This window comes from Pseudomonas sp. Tun-23181, from assembly GCF_057415455.1.
Genome location: NZ_CM171630.1, coordinates 2,155,713 through 2,181,040 on the forward strand (window position 1 = coordinate 2,155,713; position 25,328 = coordinate 2,181,040).

The following is a 25,328-nucleotide window of genomic DNA, read 5'->3' on the forward strand; positions in this document are numbered from 1 at the left end:
GCAGGGAGCGTGCCAAGCGCTCAACCCAGGACTTGCAGCGCCCCTGTGGAGGAGCAACCGAATGCTCGTTGACGATATCGAACCATTGCGGTGCGCCTCTCCCCATCCCGGTGCATTTCAGTACACGTCGCGCCGGTAGCGCTTGTCCCTGCTCAGCGCCTCGACATAGGCATCCGCCGCCTCCGCGCTCATGCCGCCCTGCTCGGCCACCACCTGGCGCAACACGGCATCGACATCCTTGGCCATGCGCTGGGCATCGCCACAGATGTAGAAATACGCCCCCTCCTCCAGCCAGCGCCACAGCTGCGCGCCCTGCTCGAGCATGCGCTGCTGGACGTAGATCCTGGCCTGCTGGTCGCGGGAGAAGGCGGTGTCCAGGCGCAGGTGGCCGCTGGCCTGCCAGGCCAGCAATTGGTCGCGGTAGTAGAAATCGCTCGCCTCGTGCTGCTCGCCGAAGAACAGCCAGTTGCGCCCGCTCGCTCCACGCACCTGGCGCTCTTCGAGAAAGGCGCGGAACGGCGCGATGCCGGTGCCGGGGCCGACCATGATCACCGGGGCGCTGTCATCGTCCGGCAGGCGGAAGTGCTTCGACACCTGGGGAAAGATCGCCACCTCCAGCCCTTCGGCACGGTCGGCGAGGAAGGTCGAGCACACGCCCTTGCGCGTGCCATAGCGCACCGTGGAAACGGTGAGGTGGACCTGCCCAGGATGAGCCGCAGGGCTGGAACTGATCGAGTACAGGCGCGGCTGCAACGGCTTGAGCAGGGCCAACCAGTCGGCCAGCGGCAAGTCCTGGGGAAACGCACGCAACACGTCGGCCAGTTGCCGCCCCCACAGCCAGTCGCCCAGCGCGGCTTCCTGCCCTGGCTGCAGCAGGCGCTGCAGGTCGTCGGCGCAACGGCTGAAGACCTCCAGTTGCGGTCGGGTGACCCGGGCGATCTCCAGGTGCCGCTCCAGGGCGGTCGCCAGTGGCATGGCCGGATGGCCCTTGAGCTCGACCGGTGTCTGGCCGTCGAGCTTCATCAGCGCCAGCAGCTCCTCGACCAGCGCCGGGCAGTTGCGCGGCCACACCCCGAGAGCGTCCCCAGCCTGGTAGGTGAAATCGCTGCCGCTGAGGTCGAACACCAACTGGCGAGTTTCCTTGCTGGCGCCCGGGCCATTGAGCAGGCGGTTCTCCAGCAGCCTGGCTGGCCAGGGCTGCTGCTTGCTGTAGAGGGACACCGGGGCCGACACGGGGGGCACCGGCGGAGCTGCCGGGCTGCCCAGCTCCGGCAGCAGGGCGTCGAGCCAGGCGCTGAAGGCCTCGTCGAACTCCGGCTCGCAGTCGACCCGCGACAGCAGGCGCCGAGCGCCGAGTTCGGCAAGGCGCTGGTCGAGCCGGCGGCCGAAGCCGCAGAACTGCGCGTAGCTGGAGTCGCCCAGGGCCAGCACGGCATAGGGCAGCTCGGCACAGTGGCTGCCCTCCTCGCCCTGCAAGGCCTGCCAGAACGCCGCGCCGCTGTCGGGGGCCTCGCCGTCGCCGAAGGTGCTGGCTATCAGCACCACGCTGGCGGCCCCTTGCAACTGACGAGGGCTGACCGCCTCCATGCAACTGAGCTCGACCGCCAGGCCGGCATCGCGCAGGCGCTGGGCGCAGCGTTCGGCCAGGGCTTCGCCGTTGCCGGTCTGCGACGCCCACAGCACCCGGTGGCACGGCGCCTTTGGCAATGCCGCCGGCAGCTCCGCCGACTGCGTCGCCGGCTGCGCGAACAGGCCGGCCAGCAGGCCATCGACGAACAAGCGCTGGGCCGGTGACAGCGGCGCGGCGTCCGGCAGGCTCGGCACCGCCTGCCTGGCCTGGCCCTGCTCCAGGCCAAGCAGGAAGCCCTGCAGGTAATGACGCTCCTCGTCGGCCAGGACGGGCGTGGGCAGGGTGTCCAGGCCAAGCAGGCGGGACAGGGTGGCGGTCGGCATGCTGGCAGGCTCCGCGGTGATGGCTGGGGTCAGTTCAAGGGCCTCGATGCGTTCTCCCGCGAGCCGCTCCAGGGCCACGGCGCAGTGTTTGAAGGCCGGTTGCAGCGAGACAGGGTCCACCGCGTCGCAGGTCACGGCGTTGATCGCCAGTTGCTCGCCATACAGGTCGTTCCAGTGAAAGGGCGCAAAGCAATTGCCCGGCATCACCCGCTCGCTGATCCGCGCCGGCAGCACGGCCTGGCCGCGACGCGAGCGGATCGCCACCTGGTCCTTGTCGGCGATGCCCAGGCGCTTGGCGTCCTCGGGGTTGAGCTCGACGAAGGGCCCAGGCTCGAGCTTGTTCAGGTTCGGTACCTTGCCGGTCTTGGTCAGGGTGTGCCACTGGTGCTGCACGCGCCCGGTATTGAGCACCAGCGGAAAGTCCGTGTCGGGCAGTTCGGCCGGTGGCAGCCAGGGGCGGGCGAAGAAGTGCGCCTTGCCGCTGGCGGTGGGGAACGCCAGCGCCGGCAGCTCGCCCTGCTCGTCGCGCAACAGCTGCTGGCTGACGCCGTCGTTGCGATAACGCAGCGGGCTGCGGTCGTCCTCGCGCCCCGGTGCACAGGGCCACTGGCGTGGCTTTTGGCGCAGCTCGGGATAGCCGATGCCGCGCAGGTCGTAGCCGGTGGCGGGGTTCCAGAAACGGCGGATCTCGTCGTACACCGCCTCGGCGTCGGGGTAGTCGAAGGCCTCGGCGTAACCCATGGCACAGGCGATACGGGCGATGATCTGCCAGTCAGGCAGGCTCTGGCCGGGAGGCTCGACGGCCTGGGGCATGAGGGTCAGGTTGCGCTCGCTGTTGATCATCACCCCCTCCCCTTCGGCCCACAGGGCGGCAGGCAGGAGGATGTCGGCGTAACGGTTGGTCTCGGTGTCGAGGAAGGCATCCTGGCTGATCACCAGCTCCGCCTGGCGCAGGCCATCGATCACCTGCTGGCGGTTGGCGACACTGGCCACCGGGTTGCTGCAGATGATCCAGCAGGCCTTCACCGCACCGGCTTTCATGTGCTCGAACAGCGCCACGGTACCCTCGCCGCCCTCGTTGCGCAGGCTACCCGGGGCCAGGCCCCATCGCTGCTCGACGAACGCGCGGTCGGCCTCGACCAGCGCCGAACGCTGCCCCGGCAGGCCTGGCCCCATATAGCCCATTTCCCGCCCGCCCATGGCATTGGGCTGGCCGGTCAGCGAGAACGGGCCGCTGCCAGGACGGCAGAGGGCGCCGGTGGCCAGGTGCAGGTTACACAGCGCATTGGTGTGCCAGGTGCCGTGGATGCTCTGGTTCAGGCCCATGGTCCAACAGCTCATCCAGTCGCCCGCGGTGCCGATCCACTCGGCGGCCTGGCGGATGTCGGCCTCGGCCAGGCCAGTGATGGCGGCGACCCGCGCCGGGGTGTAGTCCTCGAGAAAGGCCGGCATCGCCTCCCAGCCCTCGGTGTGGCGGGCGATGAAGCCGGTGTCGGTCTTGCCGTCCTGGTGTAGCAGGTACAACAGGCCATTGAGCAGGGCCAGGTCGGTGCCCGGACGCAGTTGCAGGAACAGGTCGGCCTTGTCGGCGGTGGCGCTGCGCCGGGGGTCGACGACGATCAGCCTGGCACCGGCCTTGACGCGATCGAGCAGACGCAGGAAGAGGATCGGGTGGCAGTCGGCCATGTTCGCACCAATCACCAGGAACACCTCGGCATGCTCGAAGTCCTGGTAGCTGCCGGGCGGGCCGTCGGCGCCCAGGGAGAGCTTGTAGCCACTGCCCGCGCTGGCCATGCACAGGCGCGAGTTGGACTCGATGTGGCGGGTGCGGATGAAGCCCTTGGCCAGTTTGTTGGCCAGGTACTGCGCCTCCAGCGACATCTGCCCGGAAACGTACAGAGCCACGGCGTCCGGGCCATGCTCGTCGATGACCCGCCGCAGGCGCCCGGCGGCCTGATCGATGGCGCGGTCGATGGCGTCGCGTGCCGGCTCCTGGTGGCGCTGCTGGCGCACGTAGGCATGCTCCATGCGCCCGGCAGCGCTCAGCGGCAGGTGCGCCGTCAGGCCCTTGGTGCACAGGCGGCCGAAGTTGCTCGGGTGCTGTTTGTCGCCGCTGATCTTGCTGACCTTGCCGTCGACCACAGACATGACGATGCCGCACCCTACCCCGCAATACGGGCAAACGCTGCGCACCTCGCTGCTGCTCATCGATCTGTCTCCTGCCCGAATGAACGAAAAAAGCGCCGGCCGCCCCGGCCTGCTGGAGCAGGAGGGGCAACACGGCGCCTTTGTCGTGAAGAGGATGTGGGCCATCGGCGTTGATGGCCTGGATGGACGAGCTGCAGCAAAAGGCGGGCCAGTGGGAGGGCGAGGCTGTGAAGCGTGCTTTGGGGCCGTTTCGCGCCCCAGCACTCGCCTATGGGAACCCCGATACCGCACCATCCTGGTGACCCGCGCACCAAGCGGTGGCACCTGCGATCCTCATGGGGATATCCTGAACACCCCTATCGATCGAGATCCGCCCCTGCCCCCATGTCCCAGGTGATCCTCAAGACCCCCGCCCAACTCGACCTGATGCGCCGCGCCGGGCAACTGCTGGCTCAGGTTTTCGCCCACCTCGACGGCTTCATCCGTCCCGGGGTGACCACCCTGCAGATCAACGACCGCGCCGAGGCGTTCATCGTCGAAACGCTCAAGGCACGCCCGGCGAGCAAGGGCCAGTACGGTTTCCCCTACGCCCTCAACACCTCCGTGGACCACGTGGTCTGCCACGGCGTGCCGAATGCCGACGAGGTGCTAGGGGAAGGCTCGATCGTCAACGTCGACATCACCCTGGAACAGGGCGGCTACATCGCCGACTCGTCGAAGATGTACTGCCTCGGCCCGGTCAGCGACGAGGCCCGGCGCCTGGTGGACACCACCTACGCGGCGCTGTGGAAGGGCATCGAGCAGGTCCGTCCGGGCGCCACCCTCGGCGATATCGGCCATGCCATCCAGGCCCATGCCGAAGCCGCCGGCTACAGCGTCGTGCGCGAATACTGCGGGCATGGCATCGGCCGGCAGATGCACGAGGCACCCGAGGTGCTGCACGTGGGCCAACGGGGCATGGGCATGAAACTCAAGCCTGGCATGGTCTTCACCATCGAACCGATGATCAACCAGGGCGGGCGCGGCACACGCACCCTGCGCGATGGCTGGACGGTGATCACCCGCGACCGCGCCCTGTCGGCGCAGTGGGAGCATACCGTGGCGGTCACGGGCCAAGGCTTCGAGGTGCTCACCCTGCGTGAAGAGGAACGGGCCTTGCGCCAGGACGTCGTCTGATCAGGAGCCCGCTCATGGATGAACACGCACAGCGCTGGCTGCATGCCCTCTCGGCGCCCATGGCCGCCCTCAACGGCGCCAGCTATACCGCCGCCGAGTACTTCGAAGGCGAAGACCAGACCGACCTGGAACGCGGCTGGGGCATCAGCGACCGCAGCCAACTGCTGGACACCCTGCACATGGCCGACAACGGCCACGCCACGGAGCTGAGCGAAGCCTACTGGCAATTCCAGCGCTGCCTGCCCAGCCAATGGCGCAGCTTGCTCGACGGCCTGCCGCTGCGCGAACGCATCAAGTTCGAATATGCCGCGCGCACCTTCCCCGATTGCGGCCCCGGCGGTACCCGTGCCTGGGACCTGGGGCGCATGGGTTTCTTGCTGCGCGCCGGGGTGAAGAAGGGCCTGGTCAGCCGCGACGAGAGCCTCTACCTGCACCATCGCCTGGCCCTGCGCGCGCGCCACTACTACAACCGCTGGGACAGTTACCTGGCCGGCTACCTGTTCGGCAAGGCCTTGTGGAATGTCTCGCAGAGCAGCGACGAAAGCCTCGCCGCCGACCTCGAGCGCCAAGGCAGCGAGCACTGGAACCGTTGCATCGTGCTCAACCTGCGGCTCGGCGCCAGCAGCCTGCTGCGCAGCCTGCCCTGGGACCTGCCGCTGCCCGAACCGCAACGCCCCGCCTCGCTGGAAAAGGGCTGCTGGTCATGAGTTGCTGGATTCACCTGGGCCTGGAGCCGACCCACGACCTGGACGCCATCCGCCAGGCCTACCGCCGCCAGTTGCCGGCGCACCACCCGGAATCCGACCCGGAGGGCTTCCAGGCCCTGCGCGCAGCCTATGAGCAAGCCCTGCGCCTGGCCCGCGAAGGCGCAGCGTCGAGCCTGGAGGAACAAGCGCCAGACCACGACGATACGCAACGCCATCCGGCGCTGGCGGCCTTTCACCGCTTGCTGGAGGAGCCCACCCAACGCTTCGATCCCCAGGCTTGGCAGCGCTACATCGCCGAACTCGACGAGTTGCCGCTGGAGACGCTGGAAGACCTCGGCCGGCAATTGCTGGCGCTACTGCCCAACTGCGGACCGCTCGGCCACCGCTGCGCCAACCTGCTGGCCCGGCGCCTGGGCTGGGCCGAGCAGGTGCTGCGCCTGCCCAACCCGCAAGAGGTGGAGGCCCTGCTGCAACGCCTGGAAGAGCCAGACCCGTTCGACACCGGCCTGATGCGCGACTGGCCTCCCACCGCGCAGTTGGAAACGCTGTGGTACTTCCGCAGCCTGGAGTACTGCTACCAGAACCGTCCACTGTTCGAGTACGAGCAGTTCGCCAGCCTGCATACCTGCCTGGCGATCCCTGACGATGAAGCCCTGGTGCAGCGCCTGCTGGTGCAATTCAGCCAGGCCGGGATCGCCAGCCGCACCTTGCATGGGCTCCTGCTGGAACAGCAGCGCCTGGCCCCGGACGATCCCGACCTGCTCTACCTGCTGGCGCGCCAGGCCGATGCCCTCGGCGCGCAGGAGCAGGCCCTGGACTGCTGGCTGCGGCTGTGGCGCGAGCAGGCGCACCCCGAGGCCGAACGCTGGCTGCTCGACCTGTGCACCCGGCTCCAGCCCCAGCGCCTGCCCCTGCTGATCCAGGCCTTCGACCGACAGGCCAGGCCCACTACCTGGCCCGACGACCTGGCCGATCCGGCGCAGGCCTGGGGCAGCCCGGCGCAAAGCCCGCAGACCCTGGCGCGCTGGTCACAAGCCGCACGCCTGGAACTGGACGGCATCGCCGGCCGCTTCGTCGAGTGGCGCCTGGATGGCGACGACGAACTGCCACTGCTCGCCTGGCTGCTGGAGGACCAGCAGGACCACGCGCTGCACCGCCTGTACCGGCATGCCTGGGCCTTGCAGCGGGGAGAGGCCGGCCTGCTGCGGCAGGTCCTCGCCGAGCCTATCGGCGAAGATGCCCTCGACGCCTTGATCCTGGAAGGCTTCCAGCGCCAGGCCGAACAACAGTTGCACTGGCTCGAACACTCGCCGGTGGTGCAGGCCCTGGTGCGCGCCTGCGCCAGCGACGACCCGGCGCCCATGCTGCCCGAGGCGCTCGACGAGGTCGACATTCACCCGGTGTGCCGCGAATGGCTGCGGCGCATGCGCCCCTACTCGGCCATCGCCCTGCAGCGGCTCAACGACCACTTCCAGATGCAACGCATGTTCACCGCCCCCTTCGCCATGGATGTGCAGGCGTTGCTGACCGAGCAGGCGCTGCTGCCGGCGCCGCCCGACGACGACGAGGCCTTGTGGGGCTGGCACCGGCAGAACCTGTTCATGCTCGCCCTGGTGCTCGACCCTGCCCGCTGGCTGGCGCTGGTTTCGCCGACACTGCTCACGCAGCTGGCGTTTCCCGCCGGGCACCCCTGCGCCGCCTTGCACGACCTGCTCCTGCACCTGCAGCGCCAGGACGAAACCGACCACCTGCTCGGTTGGCTGGACGGCCATGATCCACTGCAGCGCATCGTCAGCGCACGCCTGCTCGACCTGCACCAGGCGCTGGCCAGCGACAGGCTGCCGAGCAACCTGCAACTGCATGCCTGCCTGGAACACTGCACACCGCTGCTTGACGGGCATCGGCTCCACCAGATGCTGTTGTACGCCGTGCTCTACCACGACCCCAGCCTGGACAGGGCGCAACGCCAGCGCATGCTGGAACGGCTCGAAGGCCTGGATGCGGGCAGCGAGTTGGCGCTGCGCTTTCGCGACAGCCTGGTCAAGGGCACGCCCGTCTTGTCTGCGCGGGATGCCAGGGCGCTTGGCCTGGGCTTGGAATACGACCTGTTGCGCAGCGCCCTGAACAGCCTGCGCAGCCTGGCAGGCCAAGGCCTGGATGGCATTCCACGCCACCGTACCCTGCGGGCATTGCAACGGGGCAAGGACGATCCGAACCTCGATCTCGGCCTGCGTTGTGCCCTCACCGCCCTGCTGTCGTGGAGCGAGCGCCTGTTGTTCGAGTTCGCGCAGACGCCCCCGACACCGGCCTGGGAGCTATGGAAACTGCGCAGCCGCCTGGATCGCAGCAACTTTGCCCTGCAATTGCTGCTGTGCCTGTTGGCGGCCCCCTTCTATACCACGCAGCCCGCGGTGCTGCCGGTGATCGCCCTGGTGCTGATCAGCGCCTGCCTGCGCCGCCTGCGCGACATGGGGCGTGGCGTACCGTCGCTGCTGGTGCTGATGGGGGTCAGCCGGTTGTTGCCGTTCGCCGTGCTGGTGCTGCTCGGTCTTGGAGGTGATCCGTTGCCTAACCGCTATGGCATCACCGCGAGTAGGCAGGATGTTCTGCAGTACGGGCTGCAAGCGGCGTTGCGGCGCTAGGTCAGCGTTCTTCACCGCCCCCGGGGCTGCTTTGCAGCCCCAGCCCCCCTTGACCGACCGGCATTGACCCCTGGGCCTTGGCTTTCAGTAACGCAGATCGTCCAGCGCCTGGCTCAACTGCTGGCGCTGCCGGTTGATCTCGCCAGCCTGCTGGCTGGCCAGCACCGCATTGAAGGCATCCAGCCAACTGCCGATCAACTCGCGCTCGTCGCCCAGGCTCTGCATCCAGGCCCGCTCCAGGCGCGCCAGCAGGGTGCGGTTGGGCAAGGCGTCGCGGGGGTGGATCTTCAACCGCGCCAGGCGCTCATGGCTGGCCTGGCGGGCCTCGGCGTCAAGGCCAGTGGGGCTGCGGTCGATGCTGTGGCTGTGCTTCTGGCCCGTTTCCAGGAAGGTCACGTCCACCTCCAGCAGGCCATTGATGTCGTAGCTGAAGCGCACGTCCAGCGACTGCACCTGCCCGGTCTGCTGCAAGGGAATCTCGAAACTGTCTACCAGGATGTTGTCGCGCACCCAGGGGCGCTCGCCCTGGTACACGTCGATGCGCACGCTTTTCTGCTGCGGATGACTGCTGTAGAAGCGCTGCACCTTGGAGGTGGGGATGACCGTGTTGCGCTCGATGATCGGCGAAAAGGCGCCGGACACCTCCTCGCCACGCTGGGACGCCACGCCCAGGGTATAGGGGCAGACGTCGGTGAGAATCAGCTCGTCGATGGCCTGGTCACGGGCCTTGCAGGCGGCCTGGCTGGCAGCGCCGAGGGCGACGATGGTGTCCGGGTCGAGATGACGGTACGGCAGACGGCCGAACAGCTTGGCCACCAGTTGCTGGATCTGCGGCATGCGCGTGGCACCACCGACCAGCACCAGGCTGTCCAGCTCGCGCGGGCTCAGGCGGGCATCGCGCAGAGCCTGTTCGATGGGCGCTCGCACCCGGGCCAGCAACGGTGCCCAGATCGACTGCAGGCGCGTCTCGTCGAGCGTCCACTCGCGCAGTTGGCCATCGCCATTCCAGTCCAGGATGCGCCTGCCCTCGCCCAGGTCATGCTTGAACTGCTCGATGGCGTCATGCAGGCTGGCCAGCGCCTGGGGTTCCAGGCCCTCGGCCTCGAGGCCCCAGTCGTGCAGGCAGGCGGCCAGCAAGGCGTCGGTGAAATCCTCTCCGCCCAGGTAGTTGTCGCCGGTGGAGGCATGCACCTCGATCAGCGGCAGGGCGTACTCCAGTACGGTGACATCGAAGGTGCCGCCGCCCAGGTCGAATACCAGCGTGCGCTCGAATGCCTGTTCATGCAGGCCATAGGCCATGGCCGCGGCGGTCGGTTCGTTGATCAGCCGCTGTACCTTCAGCCCCGCCAGCTCCGCGGCGAACACCGTGCGCTTGCGCTGCTCGTCGCTGAAATAGGCCGGCACCGAGATCACCGCCTCGCTCACCTGGCAGCCGAGGTAGGCCTCGGCATCCTGCTTCAACGCGCCCAGCACCAGGGCGGAGAGCTCCTCGGGGCTGAAGCGGTGCTCGCCCAGCTCGAAACGCTTGTCACTGCCCATGAAACGCTTGAAGGCCGCAGCGGTGCGCTGCGGGTGGGTGGTCAAGCGCGCACGGGCGGCCTTGCCCACCAGGATGCTGCCATCGTCGTCGACGCTGACCACCGACGGCGTCAGTACATCGCCCAGGGCATTGGCGATCAAGCGTGCCTGGCCATCCTGCCAGACGGCGATGAGGCTATTGGTGGTGCCCAGGTCGATGCCCAGGAGCGGGGTTGGCTGCGCGGGGGATGGAGAGGTACTGGCATCCTGCATGGTCGGTCTCGTGCTCGCGGTGAAGAACCGGAACGCGACCTGCTGGCCGCATCCGGCGGACAGGAAGGATTCTGACGCAATGCCATAAACAAAAAAAGCGACCTCAAGGTCGCTTTCTTTGTGGCTTCCGGGTGTTCAGTGGGCCCTGGAAGCTGGAATATGGCGCAGCGGACGGGACTCGAACCCGCGACCCCCGGCGTGACAGGCCGGTATTCTAACCGACTGAACTACCGCTGCGCTATACATCGAGATTGGTGGGTGGTGACGGGATCGAACCGCCGACCCTCTGCTTGTAAGGCAGATGCTCTCCCGGCTGAGCTAACCACCCTTCGTCTCGGTGTGGCGCGCATTCTACGGAGGACCCGCCACCCTGGCAAGCACTTTTTTCAAATTTTTTTTGAAGCCTTTCAAAGACCTAGCATCACTGCCCTTTTCCTGGCGATTAATGGCTGCTGGCCCTCTGACAGGGGTGGTCGCAAACCGTCACTCGGAGAATAATGCCCGCCTTATGCATTAAGGAGAGATTCCCCCTCATGTGGTTCAAGAACCTGCTGACCTACCGCCTGACCCAGGATGTCCCGTTCGAACCCGAAGCACTGGAAGCCGCCCTGGCCAGCAAGCCGGCCCGCCCCTGCGCCAGCCAGGAGCTGACCACCTATGGTTTCGTCGCCCCGTTCGGCAAGGGCGAGGACGCACCGCTGGTACACGTCAGCGGTGACTTCCTGCTGATCGCCGCACGCAAGGAGGAACGCATCCTGCCCAGCAGCGTGGTCAACGATGCGGTCAAGGAAAAGGTCGAGGAGATCGAGACCGAGCAGATGCGCAAGGTCTACAAGAAGGAGCGCGACCAGATCAAGGATGACATCATCCAAAGCTTCCTGCCCCGTGCTTTCATCCGTCGCTCGATGATCTTCGCCGCCATCGCCCCGCGCCTGGGCCTGATCCTGGTCAACTCGGCCAGCGCCAAGCGCGCCGAAGACCTGCTCTCGACCCTGCGCGAGGTCATGGGCTCGCTGCCGGTGCGCCCGGTCACCGTGAAAACCGCCCCGAGCGCGACCATGACCGACTGGGTCAAGTCCCAGGCGCCGGCTGCGGACTTCTTCGTCCTGGACGAGTGCGAGCTGCGCGACACCCATGAAGACGGCGGCATCGTGCGCTGCAAGCGCCAGGACCTGGCCAGCGAGGAGATCCAGCTGCACCTGGGCACTGGCAAGGTGGTCACCCAGTTGGCCCTGGCCTGGCAGGACAAGCTGTCGTTCGTGCTGGACGACAAGACCGTGATCAAGCGCCTGAAGTTCGAGGAGCTGCTGCAGGAGCAGGCCGAGCAGGATGGCGGCGAAGAGGCCCAGCAGCAGTTCGATGCCAGCTTCACCCTGATGATGATGACCTTCACCGAGTTCCTCCCGGCGCTGTTCGAGGCCCTGGGCGGCGAAGAGATTCCCCAAGGGGTTTGACGGCAGCTGCAAGCTGCAAGAAAAAGCCAAAGCGACAGCACAGAGCTTCGAGAACATGCGGAATCGAACGGCCACACCGTCCCGCTTTTACTTGCAGCTTGAAGCTTGAAGCTGAAACCGGAGATTTCCCCCCATGCGTGCCCTGGCCGCCTTCAGCCGCTTCGTCGGCAACACCTTCGCCCTGTGGGTGCTGGTGTTCGCCTGTCTGGCCTTCCTTCAACCCCAGTGGTTCATCGCCCTGAAGGTGGCCATAGTGCCGCTGCTGGGCCTGGTGATGTTCGGCATGGGCCTGACCCTCAAGCTCGACGACTTCGCCGCCCTCGCCCGCCAGCCCTGGCGGGTGGCGCTGGGGGTGGTGGCGCACTTCGTGATCATGCCGGGCATGGCCTGGTTGCTGTGCCAGCTGTTCCACCTGCCAGCGGAGATCGCCGTGGGGGTGATCCTGGTCGGCTGCTGCCCGAGCGGCACGGCCTCGAACGTGATGGTCTGGCTGTCGAAGGGCGACCTGGCCCTGGCAGTGGCCATTGCCGCGGTGACCACACTGCTGGCACCGCTGCTGACCCCGGCGCTGATCTGGTTCCTGGCCTCGGCCTGGCTGCCGGTGTCCTTCATGGACATGTTCTGGTCGATCCTGCAGTTGGTGATGCTGCCGATCGTCCTCGGCGTGCTGGCCCAGCGGGTACTGGGCGCGCGGGTGCAACTGGCGGTGCAGGTGCTGCCGCTGGTGTCGGTGGTGAGCATCGTCATGATCGTCTGCGCGGTGGTCGCGGCCAGCCAGGCGAAGATCGCCGAGTCGGGCCTGCTGATCATGGCCGTGGTGATATTGCACAACAGTTTCGGCTTCCTGCTCGGCTACCTGACCGGCAAGTTGTGCAAGCTGCCGCTGGCCCAGCGCAAGTCGCTGGCGCTGGAAGTGGGCATGCAGAACTCCGGGCTGGGCGCGGCACTGGCGGCGGCGCACTTCTCGCCGCTGGCAGCGGTGCCCAGTGCGCTGTTCAGCGTGTGGCACAACATCTCCGGGGCGGTGCTGTCGACCTGGTTCCGCCGGATGGAAGAGCCCGGCGCTCCTGTAGAGGCCGAGCCGGCCAGGCATTGATGGGCTGACGGCACCGGCCTGTTCGCGGCAGCCTGATCCACACGTCCGGTGTTCTCCACTGTGCCGGAACAGGCACCGCAGATCCGCCCGACTTGCCCTGCACATGGCAAATGTGCACTATAGTGCGCACTGTGAGGACGACCTCACGACGCACCGCGTGACCATTCCGGGGACGGCCCCATCCTTGAAAACGATGGAGGCTCTCATGTCCTGGATCATCCTGTTCTTCGCCGGCCTGTTCGAAGTCGGCTGGGCCGTAGGCCTGAAGTACACCGACGGTTTCACCCGTCCCCTGCCCACCGTACTGACCGTCGCCGCCATGGCCGTGAGCCTGGGTCTACTGGGCCTGGCCATGAAGGAACTGCCACTGGGTACCGCCTATGCCATCTGGACCGGCGTCGGCGCCGTCGGCACGGTGATCGCCGGGATCATCCTGTTCGGCGAATCCATGGCCTTGGTGCGCCTGGCCAGCGTGGCCCTGATCATCGCCGGCCTGGTCGGCCTGAAGGTCAGCACCGGCTGACCCACTCCCCTTCCCTCAACGCTGGTCGCCGCGCAAGGCCATGACCTTCTCGCGCAGCACCTCTGGCTGCGCCGCCTCCACCGGGATGGCGGCGCCAGCCACAAGGGTCACCCGCGACCACAGGCGCCGGAAAAAGCCCTTGGCCGGATCGCGGCTGAAGAAACTGCCCCACAAGCCCTGCAACGCCAGGGGAATCACCGGTACCGGGGTTTCCTGGAGGATGCGGTTGACGCCCCCCTTGAACACGTCGATCTCGCCATCGGAGGTCAACTTGCCCTCCGGGAAGATGCACACCACTTCACCCGCGGCCAAGTACTGGGCGATACGCGCGAAGGCCCGCTCGTAGGTGGCTTCGTCCTCGCTGCGGCCAGCGATGGGAATCGCCCCGGCGGTGCGGAATACGAAGTTGAGCAGCGGCAGGTCGTAGATCTTGTAGTACATGACGAAACGCACCGGTCGGCGGATCGCCCCCCCGATCAGCAGCGCATCGACGAAGGACACATGGTTGCACACCAGCAACGCTGGCCCCTCGTCGGGAATACGCTCCAGGTCCCGATGCTCGACCCGGTACATGGAATGGCTGAGCAGCCAGATCATGAAGCGCATGGTGAACTCAGGGACGATGCGGAAGATATAGGCGTTGACCGCGATGTTGAGCAGCGACACCACCAGGAACAACTGCGGGATGCTCAGTTGCGCCAGGCTCAGCAGGACGATGGTGAGGATCGCCGAGACCACCATGAACAGGGCATTGAGAATGTTGTTGGCGGCGATCACCCGCGCCCGCTGGTCCTCGGGGGTACGCGCCTGGATCAGGGCATACAGCGGCACGATGTAGAAACCGCCGAATACCCCCAGGCCTACGATCGACACCAGGATCCACCAGGCCTGGCCCATGCCCAGCAGGGCCAGCCAGTCATGCGGCGCCTCGCCGGCTGGCACGTCGCCGGAGTGCCACCACCAGAGCAGGCCGAACAGGGTCAGGCCGAACGAGCCGAACGGCACCAGGCCGATCTCCATCTTGCGGCCGCTGAGCCGTTCGCACAGCAGCGAGCCCGCCGCGATGCCCACCGAGAACAGCGTCAGCACCAGGGTCACCACGGTTTCGTCGCCGTGCAGCCAGTCCTTGGAATAGGCCGGGATCTGGGTCAGGTAGATGGCCCCGACGAACCAGAACCACGAGTTGCCGACGATCGAGCGCGAAACCGCCGGCGTCTGCCCCAGGCCCAGGCGCAGGGTGGCCCAGGACTGGCGGAAGATGTTCCAGTCCAGCTTCATCTGCGGGGCCGCTGCCGCGGCCCGAGGGATCCAGCGACTGGCCAGGTAGCCGAGCACCGCGGTGCCCACCACGCCCCCCGCCGCCACCGTGGCGTAGTGGGTGGACGACATCATCACCCCCGCGCCGATGGTCCCGGCGAGGATCGCCAGGAAGGTCCCCATTTCCACCAGGCCGTTGCCGCCCACCAGTTCCTCCTCGCGCAGGGCCTGGGGCAGGATCGAGTATTTCACCGGGCCGAACAGCGCCGAATGGGTGCCCATGGCGAACAGCGCCAGCAGCATCAGCTCCAGGTGGTGGGTGACGAAGCCCGTGGCGCCGATGGCCATGATGACGATCTCGGCCAGCTTGATCGCGCGGATCAGCGCGTCCTTGGCGAACTTCTCGCCGAACTGCCCGGCCAGGGCCGAGAACAGGAAGAACGGCAGGATGAACAGCAAGGCGCAGAGGTTGACCCAGATCGAGCGGTCGCCTTCCAGGCTGAGCTTGTAGAGGATCGCCAGGATCAACGACTGCTTGAACAGGTTGTCGTTGAAGGCACCCAGCGACTGGGTGATGAAGAACGGCAGGAAACGCCGCTTGCCGAGCAAGGTGAATTGCGAGGGGTGACTCATCGTCCTTGTTCCTGGGGGCTTTTGTCATTGGAGGCCCGCAGGCCGCACAGAGCCACAAATCTGCATGGGAAAGCCGGCCATTGGCAAGCCGCACCCACAGAATCCTCTGCCAAGCAGATGCCGAAGGAGCACCACGTCCCCCCGACGATGGCTGCACAGCAGCCCCGCTGCCACTCGAATGACCGGCATCGAGCTTGAGCACCACAAAGACTCACGACAAACCCCGCCCTCGCCCTTATGCTGAGCAGCAAGGGCTGCGACGTCCTGCCACTGCGACCATCGTCTGCGCTGACGAACGCCAGGCGCCATGCCAGACTGATTGATCGGGACCGCGTTCTATTCTTTGCTCCGGAGTTTGCATGTCGTTGTCCAGCGGGCTGATCGCCGTGGTCGCCCTGGCCTATATGGCCATCATGTTCGCCATCGCCTTCTACGGCGACCGCCGCAGCACCCCGCTGCCGCCGCGCCTGCGTGCCTGGGTGTACAGCCTGTCGCTGGCGGTGTACTGCACCAGTTGGACCTTCTTCGGCGCGGTCGGCCAGGCCGCCGAACAGCTGTGGGCGTTCCTGCCGATCTACCTGGGGCCGGTGCTGCTGCTGATCTTCGCCCCCTGGGTGCTGCAAAAGATGGTGCTGATCAGCAAGCAGCAGAACATCACCTCGATCGCCGACTTCATCGCCGCGCGCTATGGCAAGTCGCAGACCCTGGCCGTGGTGGTGGCGCTGATCTGCCTGGTGGGCGTGCTGCCCTACATCGCCCTGCAGCTCAAGGGCATCGTGCTCGGCGTCAACCTGCTGATCGGCGCCAGCGCCGATGCCACCGGCACCCGCGTGCAGGACACCGCGCTGGTGGTGTCGCTGGTGCTGGCGCTGTTCTCCATCGTCTTCGGGACCCGCAGCCTGGATGTCACCGAGCACCACCGCGGCATGGTCCTGGCGATCGCCTTCGAATCGCTGGTCAAGCTGCTGGCATTCCTCGCCGTGGGCGCCTTCGTGGTGTTCAACCTGTACGACGGCTTCGACGACCTGTTCGAGCAGGCGCGCCAGTCGACGCACCTGGAAAGCTATTGGCAGGAGACCATCAACTGGCCCTCGATGGTGGTGCAGACGGCCGTGGCGATGATGGCGATCATCTGCCTGCCGCGACAGTTCCACGTCACCGTGGTGGAGAACATCGAGCCCCAGGACATGCGCATGGCGCGCTGGGTCTTCCCCCTGTACCTGGCCCTGGCCGCGCTGTTCGTGGTGCCGATCGCCCTGGCTGGGCAGATGCTGCTGCCGGGCACGGTGATCTCCGACTCCTTCGTCATCAGCCTGCCCCTGGCCGAAGCCCACCCGAGCCTGGCCCTGCTGGCCTTCATCGGCGGCGCCTCGGCCGCCACCGGCATGGTCATCGTCGAGGCCGTGGCGCTGTCGACCATGGTGTCCAACGACATGCTGCTGCCCTGGCTGCTGCGCCGCAAGAACGCCGAACGGCCGTTCGAGGCGTTCCGCCACTGGATGCTCTCGGTCCGCCGAGTGACCATCGTGGTCATCCTTCTGCTCGCCTACGTCAGCTACCGCCTGCTCGGTTCCACCGCGAGCCTGGCGACCATCGGCCAGATCGCCTTCGCCGCAGTGACCCAGCTGACCCCGGCCATGCTCGGCGCACTGTACTGGAAACAGGCCAACCGGCGCGGCGTGTTCGCGGGCCTGGCGGCCGGGATCTTCCTGTGGTTCTACACCCTGGTGCTGCCGATCGCCGCGCACAGCCTGGGCTGGTCGCTGCAATTGTTCCCTGGCCTTGCCTGGCTGCACGGCAACCCGTTGAACCTGCCGATCACCCCGCTGACCCAGGGCGTGGTGCTGTCGCTGGCGGGCAACTTCGTGCTGTTCGCCTGGGTCTCGATCTTCTCCCGCACCCGGGTCTCGGAACACTGGCAGGCCGGGCGCTTCATCGGCCAGCAGACCACCCGCCCCAACAGCCGGTCGCTGCTGGCGGTGCAGATCGACGACCTGCTCAAGCTGGCGGCACGCTTCGTCGGCGAGGAACGCGCGCGGCAGAGCTTCATCCGCTTCGCCTACCGCCAGGGCAAGGGCTTCAACCCCAACCAGAACGCCGACGGCGACTGGATCGAACACACCGAGCGCCTGCTGGCCGGCGTGCTCGGCACCTCCTCGACCCGTGCGGTGGTCAAGGCCGCCATCGAAGGCCGCGACATGCAGCTCGAGGACGTGGTGCGCATCGCCGACGAGGCCAGCGAGGTGCTGCAGTTCAACCGCGCCCTGCTGCAGGGGGCGATCGAGAACATCAACCAGGGCATCAGCGTGGTGGACCAGAACCTGCACCTGGTGGCCTGGAACCGGCGCTACCTGGAGCTGTTCAACTACCCCGACGGGCTGATCAGCGTGGGCCGGCCAATTGCCGACATCATCCGCTACAACGCCGAACGTGGCCTGTGCGGCCCCGGCGAGGCCCAGGTCCATGTGGCCCGGCGCCTGCACTGGATGCGCCAGGGCCGTGCCCATACCTCCGAGCGGCTGTTCCCCAACGGCCGGGTGATCGAGCTGATCGGCAACCCCATGCCTGGCGGCGGCTTCGTCATGAGCTTCACCGACATCACCCCGTTCCGCGAGGCCGAGCAGGCGCTCAAGGACGCCAACGAGGGCCTGGAGCAGCGGGTCGCCGAGCGCACCCATGAGCTGTCCCAGCTCAACCAGGCGCTGTCCGAGGCCAAGAGCCATGCCGAGGCGGTCAGCCAGTCCAAGACCCGCTTCCTGGCCGCGGTCAGCCACGACCTGATGCAACCGCTCAATGCCGCGCGGCTGTTCTCCGCCGCCCTGTCGCAGCAGGCCGAGGGCATGTCCGAGGAAGCCCGGCAGTTGGTGCAGCACATGGACAGCTCGCTGCGCTCGGCCGAGGAACTGATCAGCGACCTGCTGGACATCTCGCGCCTGGAAAACGGCAGGATCACCCCCGACATCAAGCCCTTCGCCCTCAACGAGCTGTTCGACACCCTCGGCGCCGAGTTCAAGCTGCTGGCTGCGGAAAAGGGCCTGGAGTTCCGCCTGCGCGGCAGTCGCCTGCGGGTCGACAGCGACATGAAACTGTTGCGGCGGGTGCTGCAGAACTTCCTGACCAACGCCCTGCGCTATGGCAAGAGCCCACTGCTGCTTGGCGTGCGCCGCCAGGGCGGGCGCCTGTGGCTGGAAGTCTGGGACCGAGGCCCAGGCATCGCCGACGACAAGCTGCAGGTGATCTTCCAGGAGTTCAAGCGCCTGGACAGCCACCAGACGCGCGCCGAAAAAGGCCTGGGCCTGGGCCTGGCGATCGCCGACGGCTTGTGCCGGGTACTCGGCCATCCGCTTCAGGTGCGCTCCTGGCCAGGCAAGGGCAGCGTGTTCCGGGTCGGCGTGCCGATCGCCAAGGCCGCCGTCGCGGCGCCCAGCGCGCCACCGGAGCCACAGGCTGGCCAACCGCTGGCCGGGCTGCAGGTGCTGTGCGTCGACAACGAAGACAGCATCCTGGTCGGCATGAACAGCCTGCTCAGCCGCTGGGGTTGCCAGGTGTGGACCGCGCGCAGCCGCGCCGAATGCGAAGCCCTGCTGGCCAAGGGCATGCGCCCGCACCTGGCGCTGGTGGACTACCACCTGGACGATGGCGAGACGGGGACCGAGCTGATGGCCTGGCTACGCACCCGCCTGGGCGAACCGGTACCGGGCGTGGTGATCAGCGCCGACGGACGCAACGAGACCATCGCCATGGTCCATGCCGCCGGCCTCGACTACCTGGCCAAGCCGGTCAAGCCAGCGGCCCTGCGCGCCCTGCTCAATCGGCATCTGAGCCTGGTTCAGTGAGCGCCTCGTCAGGCACCGCGTCGTCGGACAGCGCGCGTTCGAGCAAGTCGGCCGGCAGGCTCTTGCTGGCCCGGGCGCCGAGCAGCTTGAGCTGCTCGCTGCGGCTGACCAGGTTGCCACGCCCTTCGCAGAGTTTGTTGCGCGCCGCGGCATAGGCCTTGTCCACCTGCTGCAGGCGGCTGCCCAGCTCGTCCAGGTCCTGGATGAACAACACGAACTTGTCGTACAGCCACCCGGCACGCTCGGCGATCTCCCGGGCGTTCTGGCCCTGGCGCTCCTGCTTCCACAGGCTGTCGATCACCCGCAGGGTGGCCAGCAGGGTGGTGGGGCTGACGATCACGATCTGCCGGTCGAAGGCCTCCTGGAACAGGTTGGGCTCGGCCTGCAGGGCCGCCGAGAAGGCCGCCTCGATGGGCACGAAGAGCAGGACGAAATCCAGGCTGTGCAAGCCCTCCAGGCGGTTGTAGTCCTTGCTGGAGAGCCCTTTGACGTGGCTGCGCAGGGACTGCACGTGCTGCTTCAGCGCAGCCTGGGCGCGCTCGGCGTCGTCGTCGCCGACGAATTGCTGGTAGGCGGTGAGGCTGACCTTGGCATCGACCACCACCTGCTTGTCGCCGGGCAGCATGATCAGTACATCGGGCTGGTAGCGCTCGCCCTCGGCGCTCTTGAGGCTGACCTGGGTCAGGTATTCGCGGCCCTTTTCCAGGCCGGCATGCTCCAGCACCCGTTCGAGGATCAGCTCGCCCCAGTTGCCCTGGGTCTTCTGGCCCTTGAGCGCCTGGGTCAGGTTGGTGGCTTCGTTGGACAGGCGCAGGTTGAGCTGCTGCAGGCGCTCGAGCTCCTTGGCCAGGGAAAAACGCTCGCGGGCCTCCTGCTGGTAGCTCTCCTCCACGCGCTTCTCGAAGGCCTGGATGCGCTCCTTGAGCGGGTCGAGCAACTGCCCCAGGTGCTGCTGGCTGGTCTGGGCGAAACGCTGCTCGCGCTCATCGAAGATCTTCGTGGCCATCTCGGCGAACTGCGCGCGCAAGGTGTCGCGGGCTTCCTGCAGGTCTTCCAGGCGTTGCTGGTGGCTTTCCTGCTGCTCACGCAACTCGGCCTCCAGGCGCGCGACCTGGGCCTCCAGGCGCCGCAGCTCGGCCTCGCGGCCGACACGTTCCAGTTGCCAGGCATGGGCGGCGTCGCGGGCGTTGTCACGCTCGATCTGCAGCAGTTCCAGTTCCCGGGCCTGGGCGGCCAGGGTGGTCTGCTTGGCCACGTTGGCCTCGCTCAGGTCGCTGATCTCGTCGCGGCAGGCCTCCAGCTGGGCCTGCAGGCCTTCCTGGGCCAGTTGCGCACCGGTGAGACGCTCTTGCACCAGGGCCAGTTCCGATTGCCGGGCCGACAGCCGTCGCTGCACCTGCAACGCCCAGGCCAGGCATGGAACCGCTGCTGCCACGATGCCCAGCAGGATACTGGCAAGATCCACTGCCATAGCTACTCCGATCGATGTTCGACAATGCTGCGCGCAGCTTAACAGGTGAGGCCCGGGGCGGTCGTGCCGCCCCAGGTATCAACTCGAGCGCAACTGCCCAAGCAACCGCCGCGCCTCCTGCGACCCCTGCCCTGCCGCCAACTCCAGCCAGTAGCGGGCCTGCTCCGGCTCACTGTGCTGGCACAGGCGGGCATACTCCACCTGCGCCCGCCGGTCGCCGGCCCGTGCGGCCTGGCGCAGCAGCTCATGGCCGATGCGGCGGTCACGGGCGTTACCGCAGTCCCGGCAGAGCATCTGCCCCAGGCGGCTCTGGGCGACCACCACGCCCTGGCGCGCCGGCTGCTTGAGCAGACGACCGGCCAGGTGCTTGACGCTGGGCTTGTCACCCAGGCGCGGGCTATCGAGCAGCCAGAGGGCCACTTTCAGGGAAAAACGCTTGGGGGATGGCACCGACGGGGTTGCAGCGGGGCTTGCGAGGTATTTACCGCGAAACTTCATGACCAAACAGCGAAGGCAACTCGAGAGGCGCGCCACTCTACTCCATTTTTTCGCCGATGGCCTGATCGATCGCCACGCAGGCGAAAAAAAATTCGATGATCTTTTCTTGACGTTTTCGATTGGGTGGTCCCTGCCATCATCCCGGGTTGACGATTGTCGGACAGTTCGAAAAAGAGCTGGCACGCCCGTCCTAGAGCAAGCGCTCGGGACAATCCACAGATCCTGTGGATAACTCGGTGGACAACCCCCTCGACAAGTCCTCAAACCCCGATGAAACGGGGGTTTCAGTCAAACTGACGATTTTTTCACCAGTAAAAATTAGTGTTTTTTTTCATTGACTTAAGCGTGCAGTCAAGGCATTGGCGAGCCCGCCGAGACATGTTGCGGGGCCGTTACAAGTCGTGCACCAAGTGTGTACAAGTGCACCGAATCCCTCCATTTGAATGCACGAAATGGCATCATCCCGCCGCGTATGATCCGTTTGCCCTACTTCACAGACTGAGCAAGAAAGGCCATACTGTTCGGCTCGCCTGGCGAAACGAACAAAGGCTTGCACCTGCTGCGTGCTTCCTGTATGGTGCCGCCCTGTTAGTACCCAGCTGAAAGTCAATTCTGGCCACAAGCGCCCTTCAGTCATCGGCTCGATCCTCCGGGCGATGCTGAAAACGGACCGGCCCATTCGATGGTTCACTCGGCAGCCCTACCTGCCCTAGCACGAATCACGCACAGATTGATCGGGATCTTCACCCAGAGGCAACGAACCTTGGCCCTGGTGTGCTTGCCCGCCTTTTGACGTACCTACCAGTCAGCCCAGCGCCCACTTTTTATTGCGCCTCCCTGGCTGCCCTGTTCCAGTCAGGTTCTGCGTCCCTTAATAATGACGTCACTGGAACGTTTCTAAGATGCACGGATCGAAACCCGTGTTTAAAGCAGGAACATCCAACAATATGAATACGCACCATCAGATCCAGGCTGCCATCGGCACCCTTTCCCAGGCCTTCGCCCCACTGAAGTGCCTGATCGTCGCCCCACGCAAGGGCAGCTTCAGCTTCACCCTGGTCGACGAACATGGCGTCGCGTGCCACACCGAGCGCCTGTACCCAGAGCAATACGGCCGCGGCGAACCGCTGCAGGCAGTGATCGAGCGAACCCGCCAGTCGCTGGCCGCATGAGCGGCGAATGCCCGCCCATTCAGGCGATCGATCCCCGCCACTGCGCTGCCTGATCGTTCTTGGCGTAATTGCCGTAGGGCATATAGCACCGGACGACAGGCAGCAATCGATTTAAAAACAGCCCTTTACACCATGATTATCACACTACACTTCAACTCGAGCGGTGCGAGCCGCTTCCGGCGGGCCTGATCAATCCACCAGCTGCCAAGCTCCAGTGCCCGTCGGCCTTTATCGTTCGAGGGCATCATGGGTATCGCAGCGAAAGAGTTGTGTCAGTATGTGATCCGGCCGACCCTGGTCTACCTGGACCGCCATTGCGAAAGCGCCGAGGCCCTGCTGTTGGGCGTCGCCGCCAGCCAATCGGCGCTCGGCTCGGCGTTGCACGACCGGCGCGGGCATGGTCTCTACCGGATCGGCGAAACGCGTCACCAGGCGCTGTGGGACGATTTCCTCGCCCGCGACCCTGACCTGGCCAGCCTGGTCCGTGGCCTGGCCAGCCAGCACGCCTTCCTGCGCGGGCCGCACCTGGAGTTGGCGGTCAACCTGCGCTACTCCACCGCCATCGCCTGGATGCTCATCGAAGAACAGGCCACGCCCTTGCCCGCCGCCGACGACCTGTTGGGGTTGGCGCGTATCTGGCGGCAGGTCTTCCACCCCCCGGGGCGCCTGCGCGACTTCACCCAAGCCTGGCATCTGTGCGTCGAGCCGATGATGTCGCAGGCATCTTGAGAAACGTCCTACGCTAAAACCGGAAAAAACGGAATTTTGGTCGGATTGTCCTACAAAACCGCTCTAACTCCTGCGATCGAGCCTATGGCGCAGCACGTGATTTGTTGGTAGCTTTTCGCCCCGGAGATCCCAAGGAGTTTCACAATAATGAAAAAAGCAATGCTCAAAACCTCCCTCGGCGTTGCCGTTGCCCTCGCTTCCAGCCAGTTGCTCGCCAGTGGTTTCGCCCTCAACGAGCAAAGCGTCAGCGGCATGGGTACAGGTTTCGCGGGTCGTTCTTCCTCTGCCGAAGATGCCAGCACCGTCTTTGGCAACCCTGCCGGCATGTCGCGCCTCAAGCGCGAGCAAATCACCGTGGGCGGCGCCGCCGTCATCGCCAAGTCCGACATCTCGGGCCCAGGCAGCAACCTGGGGGGAGAGACCGACGGCGACATGGTCCCGACCGTCGGCGTACCCATGGGCTACTACGTCAAGCCAATCGATGAGCACTGGAGCGTCGGTTTCGGCGTCTACGTACCGTTCGGCCTGGTCACCGACTACGGCAGCGACGACGCCGCCCGCTACTGGGGCAAGAAGAGCCACGTCGAGGTCATCACCTTCCAGCCAACCGTCAGCTATGCCTTCAACGACAAGGTCTCGATCGGTTTCGGCCCGACCTTCAACCGCATCAAGGGCGAGCTGGGCTCCAGCCTGATCAACCCGTTCACCCCGGGCAGCAACGATGGCGAAGTGAAGATCAAGGGCGACGATACCGCAGTCGGCTACAACATCGGCATCCTGGTCCAGGCCACCGACCGCACCCGCGTCGGCCTGACCTACCACTCCATGGTCGACTACAAGCTCGAGGGCAAGACCCGCGTCAGCACCCCGCTGATCGGCCCCTACGACGGCAGCAAGTTCGACGCCAGCCTGAAGATCAAGACGCCGGAGTCCGTCGACCTGTCGATCACCCACGAGCTGGACGACCAGTGGACCCTCTACGCGGGCAGCACCTGGACCCGCTGGAGCCGCCTGGAAGACATCACCGTGCAGAACGATGTGCCGCCGGCACTGGTCGGTTCGCCGTTCCAGACCATCAGCGAGGAGCAGAACTGGCATGACACCTGGGCACACGCCATCGGCGCGTCCTACAAGGTGAACAAGGAGTGGATCCTGCGTGCCGGCTTCACCGTGGACCAGTCGCCGACCAACAACCACGACCGTTCGCCGCGCATCCCGACTGGCGATCGCAAGGTGCTGAGCCTCGGCGCCGGCTGGAGCCCGACCGACGACATGACCATCGACGTGGCGTACTCCTACCTGTGGGAGGAAGACACCAAGGTCAACCAGGTCAGCGCGACCAAGGGCTCCTACCAAGCCAAGTACGAGAACAGCGCCCACGGTATCGGCGCGTCCCTCACCTACCGCTTCTGAGTCGCCGGGGCCTTGCAAGAGACGTAGGCTTCTTCAGGCCATGGGGCCGCTCTGCGGCCCTTCGCGGGCAAGCCCGCTCCCACAGGGGCCTGCGTCAACCGCATGTTCTCTACGCGACAGCGCAGCCCGAAGGGCTGGGTGATCCCCACAGAGTCCTCTGCATGGGCCCCACTGTGGGAGCTTGCCAGCGATGGGGCGCGAAGCGGCCCCAGGTATTAGCACCGCTTCGACCCAGCCCGAGAAAGGCAGCGACGCTCGCCAGGCCGGGCACTCAGGGTTGGGAAGCGATCGCCTTTTCGATAGCCGTCCTGAACGCCGGGTCGTCAGGTTTGGTCAGGCTGGAGAAATTGGCGATCACCTTGCCGCGGCGGTCTACCACGTACTTGTAGAAATTCCACTTCGGCGCACTGCTCTGGCGCGCCAACTCACCGAACAGCGGCACCGCATCCTTGCCACGCACCGCCTGGGCCTTGGTCATGGTGAAGGTCACACCGTAGTTGGCATAGCAGACCTTGGCGGTCTTCTCGCTGTCGGCGTCCTCCTGCTTGAAGTCGTTCGACGGCACGCCGAGCATTTCCAGGCCCTGCTCGTGGTATTCCTTGTAGACCGCCTCCAACCCTTCGAACTGCGGGGCGAAGCCGCAATAACTGGCGGTATTCACCACCACCAGCGGCTTGCCTGCGAAACGCTGGCACAGGTCGACCTGCTCCTTGCCACGCAACTCGGGCAGGCTACCCTGCAGCAGTGCCGGGCAATCCGCTGCCCAACTGGAAGAAAAGGTGGCCAGGGCCAGCGCGGGTATCGTCAGCCAGCGTACACGCATCATCGT

At 66.2% G+C, this 25,328-nt stretch carries 16 protein-coding genes and 2 tRNA genes; 10 read left to right on the plus strand and 8 right to left on the minus strand.

The window, feature by feature from the left end:
* Positions 1–117: 117 nt before the first annotated feature.
* Complete coding sequence (locus tag ACDI39_RS10400; RefSeq protein ID WP_253081103.1) at positions 118–4,161, minus strand: bifunctional nitrate reductase/sulfite reductase flavoprotein subunit alpha; 4,044 nt, start codon at positions 4,159–4,161, stop codon at positions 118–120.
* Between the two features lie 324 nt (positions 4,162–4,485).
* On the opposite strand from ACDI39_RS10400, the gene map reads away from it, so the two are divergent.
* From map to ACDI39_RS10415, 3 genes are read left to right on the plus strand one after another with little or no spacing between them, the layout of a single operon-like run.
* Positions 4,486–5,277, plus strand: coding sequence for a type I methionyl aminopeptidase (map, locus tag ACDI39_RS10405; protein ID WP_225788277.1), 792 nt, complete (start codon positions 4,486–4,488; stop codon positions 5,275–5,277).
* 14 nt (positions 5,278–5,291) lie between these two features.
* Positions 5,292–5,984, plus strand: a complete 693-nt coding sequence (locus ACDI39_RS10410) for a DUF1266 domain-containing protein (RefSeq protein ID WP_486538589.1) — start codon at positions 5,292–5,294, stop codon at positions 5,982–5,984.
* The gene (locus ACDI39_RS10415) at positions 5,981–8,626 is read left to right on the plus strand and encodes a molecular chaperone DnaJ (RefSeq protein ID WP_486538591.1); all 2,646 of its coding nucleotides are present in this window, start codon (positions 5,981–5,983) and stop codon (positions 8,624–8,626) included. The genes ACDI39_RS10410 and ACDI39_RS10415 overlap by 4 nt, the downstream gene beginning before the upstream one ends.
* A gap of 84 nt (positions 8,627–8,710) precedes the next feature.
* Here the strand turns inward: ACDI39_RS10415 and ACDI39_RS10420 are convergent, their stop codons facing one another.
* The 3 genes from ACDI39_RS10420 to ACDI39_RS10430 form a co-directional block, all read right to left on the minus strand.
* Positions 8,711–10,417: an Hsp70 family protein gene (locus tag ACDI39_RS10420; RefSeq protein ID WP_486538593.1), complete on the minus strand. Its 1,707-nt coding sequence runs from the start codon at positions 10,415–10,417 to the stop codon at positions 8,711–8,713.
* A 160-nt stretch (positions 10,418–10,577) separates the two neighbouring features.
* A tRNA-Asp gene (locus ACDI39_RS10425) sits at positions 10,578–10,654 on the minus strand.
* 15 nt (positions 10,655–10,669) lie between these two features.
* Positions 10,670–10,745 (minus strand) — tRNA-Val (locus ACDI39_RS10430).
* A 205-nt stretch (positions 10,746–10,950) separates the two neighbouring features.
* Between ACDI39_RS10430 and rdgC the strand changes: the two genes are divergently transcribed.
* The 3 genes from rdgC (at position 10,951) to sugE (ending at position 13,490) form a co-directional block, all read left to right on the plus strand.
* Positions 10,951–11,871 (plus strand): recombination-associated protein RdgC, encoded by a 921-nt coding sequence (gene rdgC / locus ACDI39_RS10435; RefSeq protein ID WP_225788281.1) that lies wholly within the window; start codon positions 10,951–10,953, stop codon positions 11,869–11,871.
* Between the two features lie 133 nt (positions 11,872–12,004).
* Complete coding sequence (locus ACDI39_RS10440) at positions 12,005–12,967, plus strand: bile acid:sodium symporter family protein (RefSeq protein WP_225788282.1); 963 nt, start codon at positions 12,005–12,007, stop codon at positions 12,965–12,967.
* A 205-nt stretch (positions 12,968–13,172) separates the two neighbouring features.
* Positions 13,173–13,490, plus strand: a complete 318-nt coding sequence (gene sugE / locus ACDI39_RS10445) for a quaternary ammonium compound efflux SMR transporter SugE (RefSeq protein ID WP_486538596.1) — start codon at positions 13,173–13,175, stop codon at positions 13,488–13,490.
* Positions 13,491–13,505: 15 nt separating this feature from the next.
* Here the strand turns inward: sugE and ACDI39_RS10450 are convergent, their stop codons facing one another.
* A complete protein-coding gene (locus ACDI39_RS10450) occupies positions 13,506–15,380 on the minus strand; it encodes an MFS transporter (protein ID WP_486538598.1) in 1,875 nt (624 codons plus the stop codon).
* A gap of 359 nt (positions 15,381–15,739) precedes the next feature.
* On the opposite strand from ACDI39_RS10450, the gene ACDI39_RS10455 reads away from it, so the two are divergent.
* Complete coding sequence (locus ACDI39_RS10455) at positions 15,740–19,216, plus strand: PAS domain-containing hybrid sensor histidine kinase/response regulator (protein WP_225788285.1); 3,477 nt, start codon at positions 15,740–15,742, stop codon at positions 19,214–19,216.
* On the opposite strand, the gene ACDI39_RS10460 is transcribed toward ACDI39_RS10455, so the two are convergent.
* Both ACDI39_RS10460 and ACDI39_RS10465 read right to left on the minus strand, forming a co-directional pair.
* The gene (locus tag ACDI39_RS10460; RefSeq protein ID WP_225788356.1) at positions 19,188–20,573 is read right to left on the minus strand and encodes a DNA recombination protein RmuC; all 1,386 of its coding nucleotides are present in this window, start codon (positions 20,571–20,573) and stop codon (positions 19,188–19,190) included. The genes ACDI39_RS10455 and ACDI39_RS10460 overlap by 29 nt on opposite strands.
* A 192-nt stretch (positions 20,574–20,765) precedes the next feature.
* Positions 20,766–21,185, minus strand: coding sequence for a tetratricopeptide repeat protein (locus ACDI39_RS10465; protein ID WP_225788286.1), 420 nt, complete (start codon positions 21,183–21,185; stop codon positions 20,766–20,768).
* 947 nt (positions 21,186–22,132) lie between these two features.
* Between ACDI39_RS10465 and ACDI39_RS10470 the strand changes: the two genes are divergently transcribed.
* The 3 genes from ACDI39_RS10470 (at position 22,133) to ACDI39_RS10480 (ending at position 24,499) form a co-directional block, all read left to right on the plus strand.
* Positions 22,133–22,357: a hypothetical protein gene (locus ACDI39_RS10470; protein WP_225788287.1), complete on the plus strand. Its 225-nt coding sequence runs from the start codon at positions 22,133–22,135 to the stop codon at positions 22,355–22,357.
* A 246-nt stretch (positions 22,358–22,603) separates the two neighbouring features.
* Positions 22,604–23,086: a hypothetical protein gene (locus ACDI39_RS10475; RefSeq protein ID WP_225788288.1), complete on the plus strand. Its 483-nt coding sequence runs from the start codon at positions 22,604–22,606 to the stop codon at positions 23,084–23,086.
* Between the two features lie 147 nt (positions 23,087–23,233).
* Positions 23,234–24,499, plus strand: coding sequence for an OmpP1/FadL family transporter (locus tag ACDI39_RS10480; protein ID WP_225788289.1), 1,266 nt, complete (start codon positions 23,234–23,236; stop codon positions 24,497–24,499).
* A 271-nt stretch (positions 24,500–24,770) separates the two neighbouring features.
* Here the strand turns inward: ACDI39_RS10480 and ACDI39_RS10485 are convergent, their stop codons facing one another.
* Complete coding sequence (locus ACDI39_RS10485) at positions 24,771–25,322, minus strand: glutathione peroxidase (protein WP_225788357.1); 552 nt, start codon at positions 25,320–25,322, stop codon at positions 24,771–24,773.
* Positions 25,323–25,328: the final 6 nt, after the last annotated feature.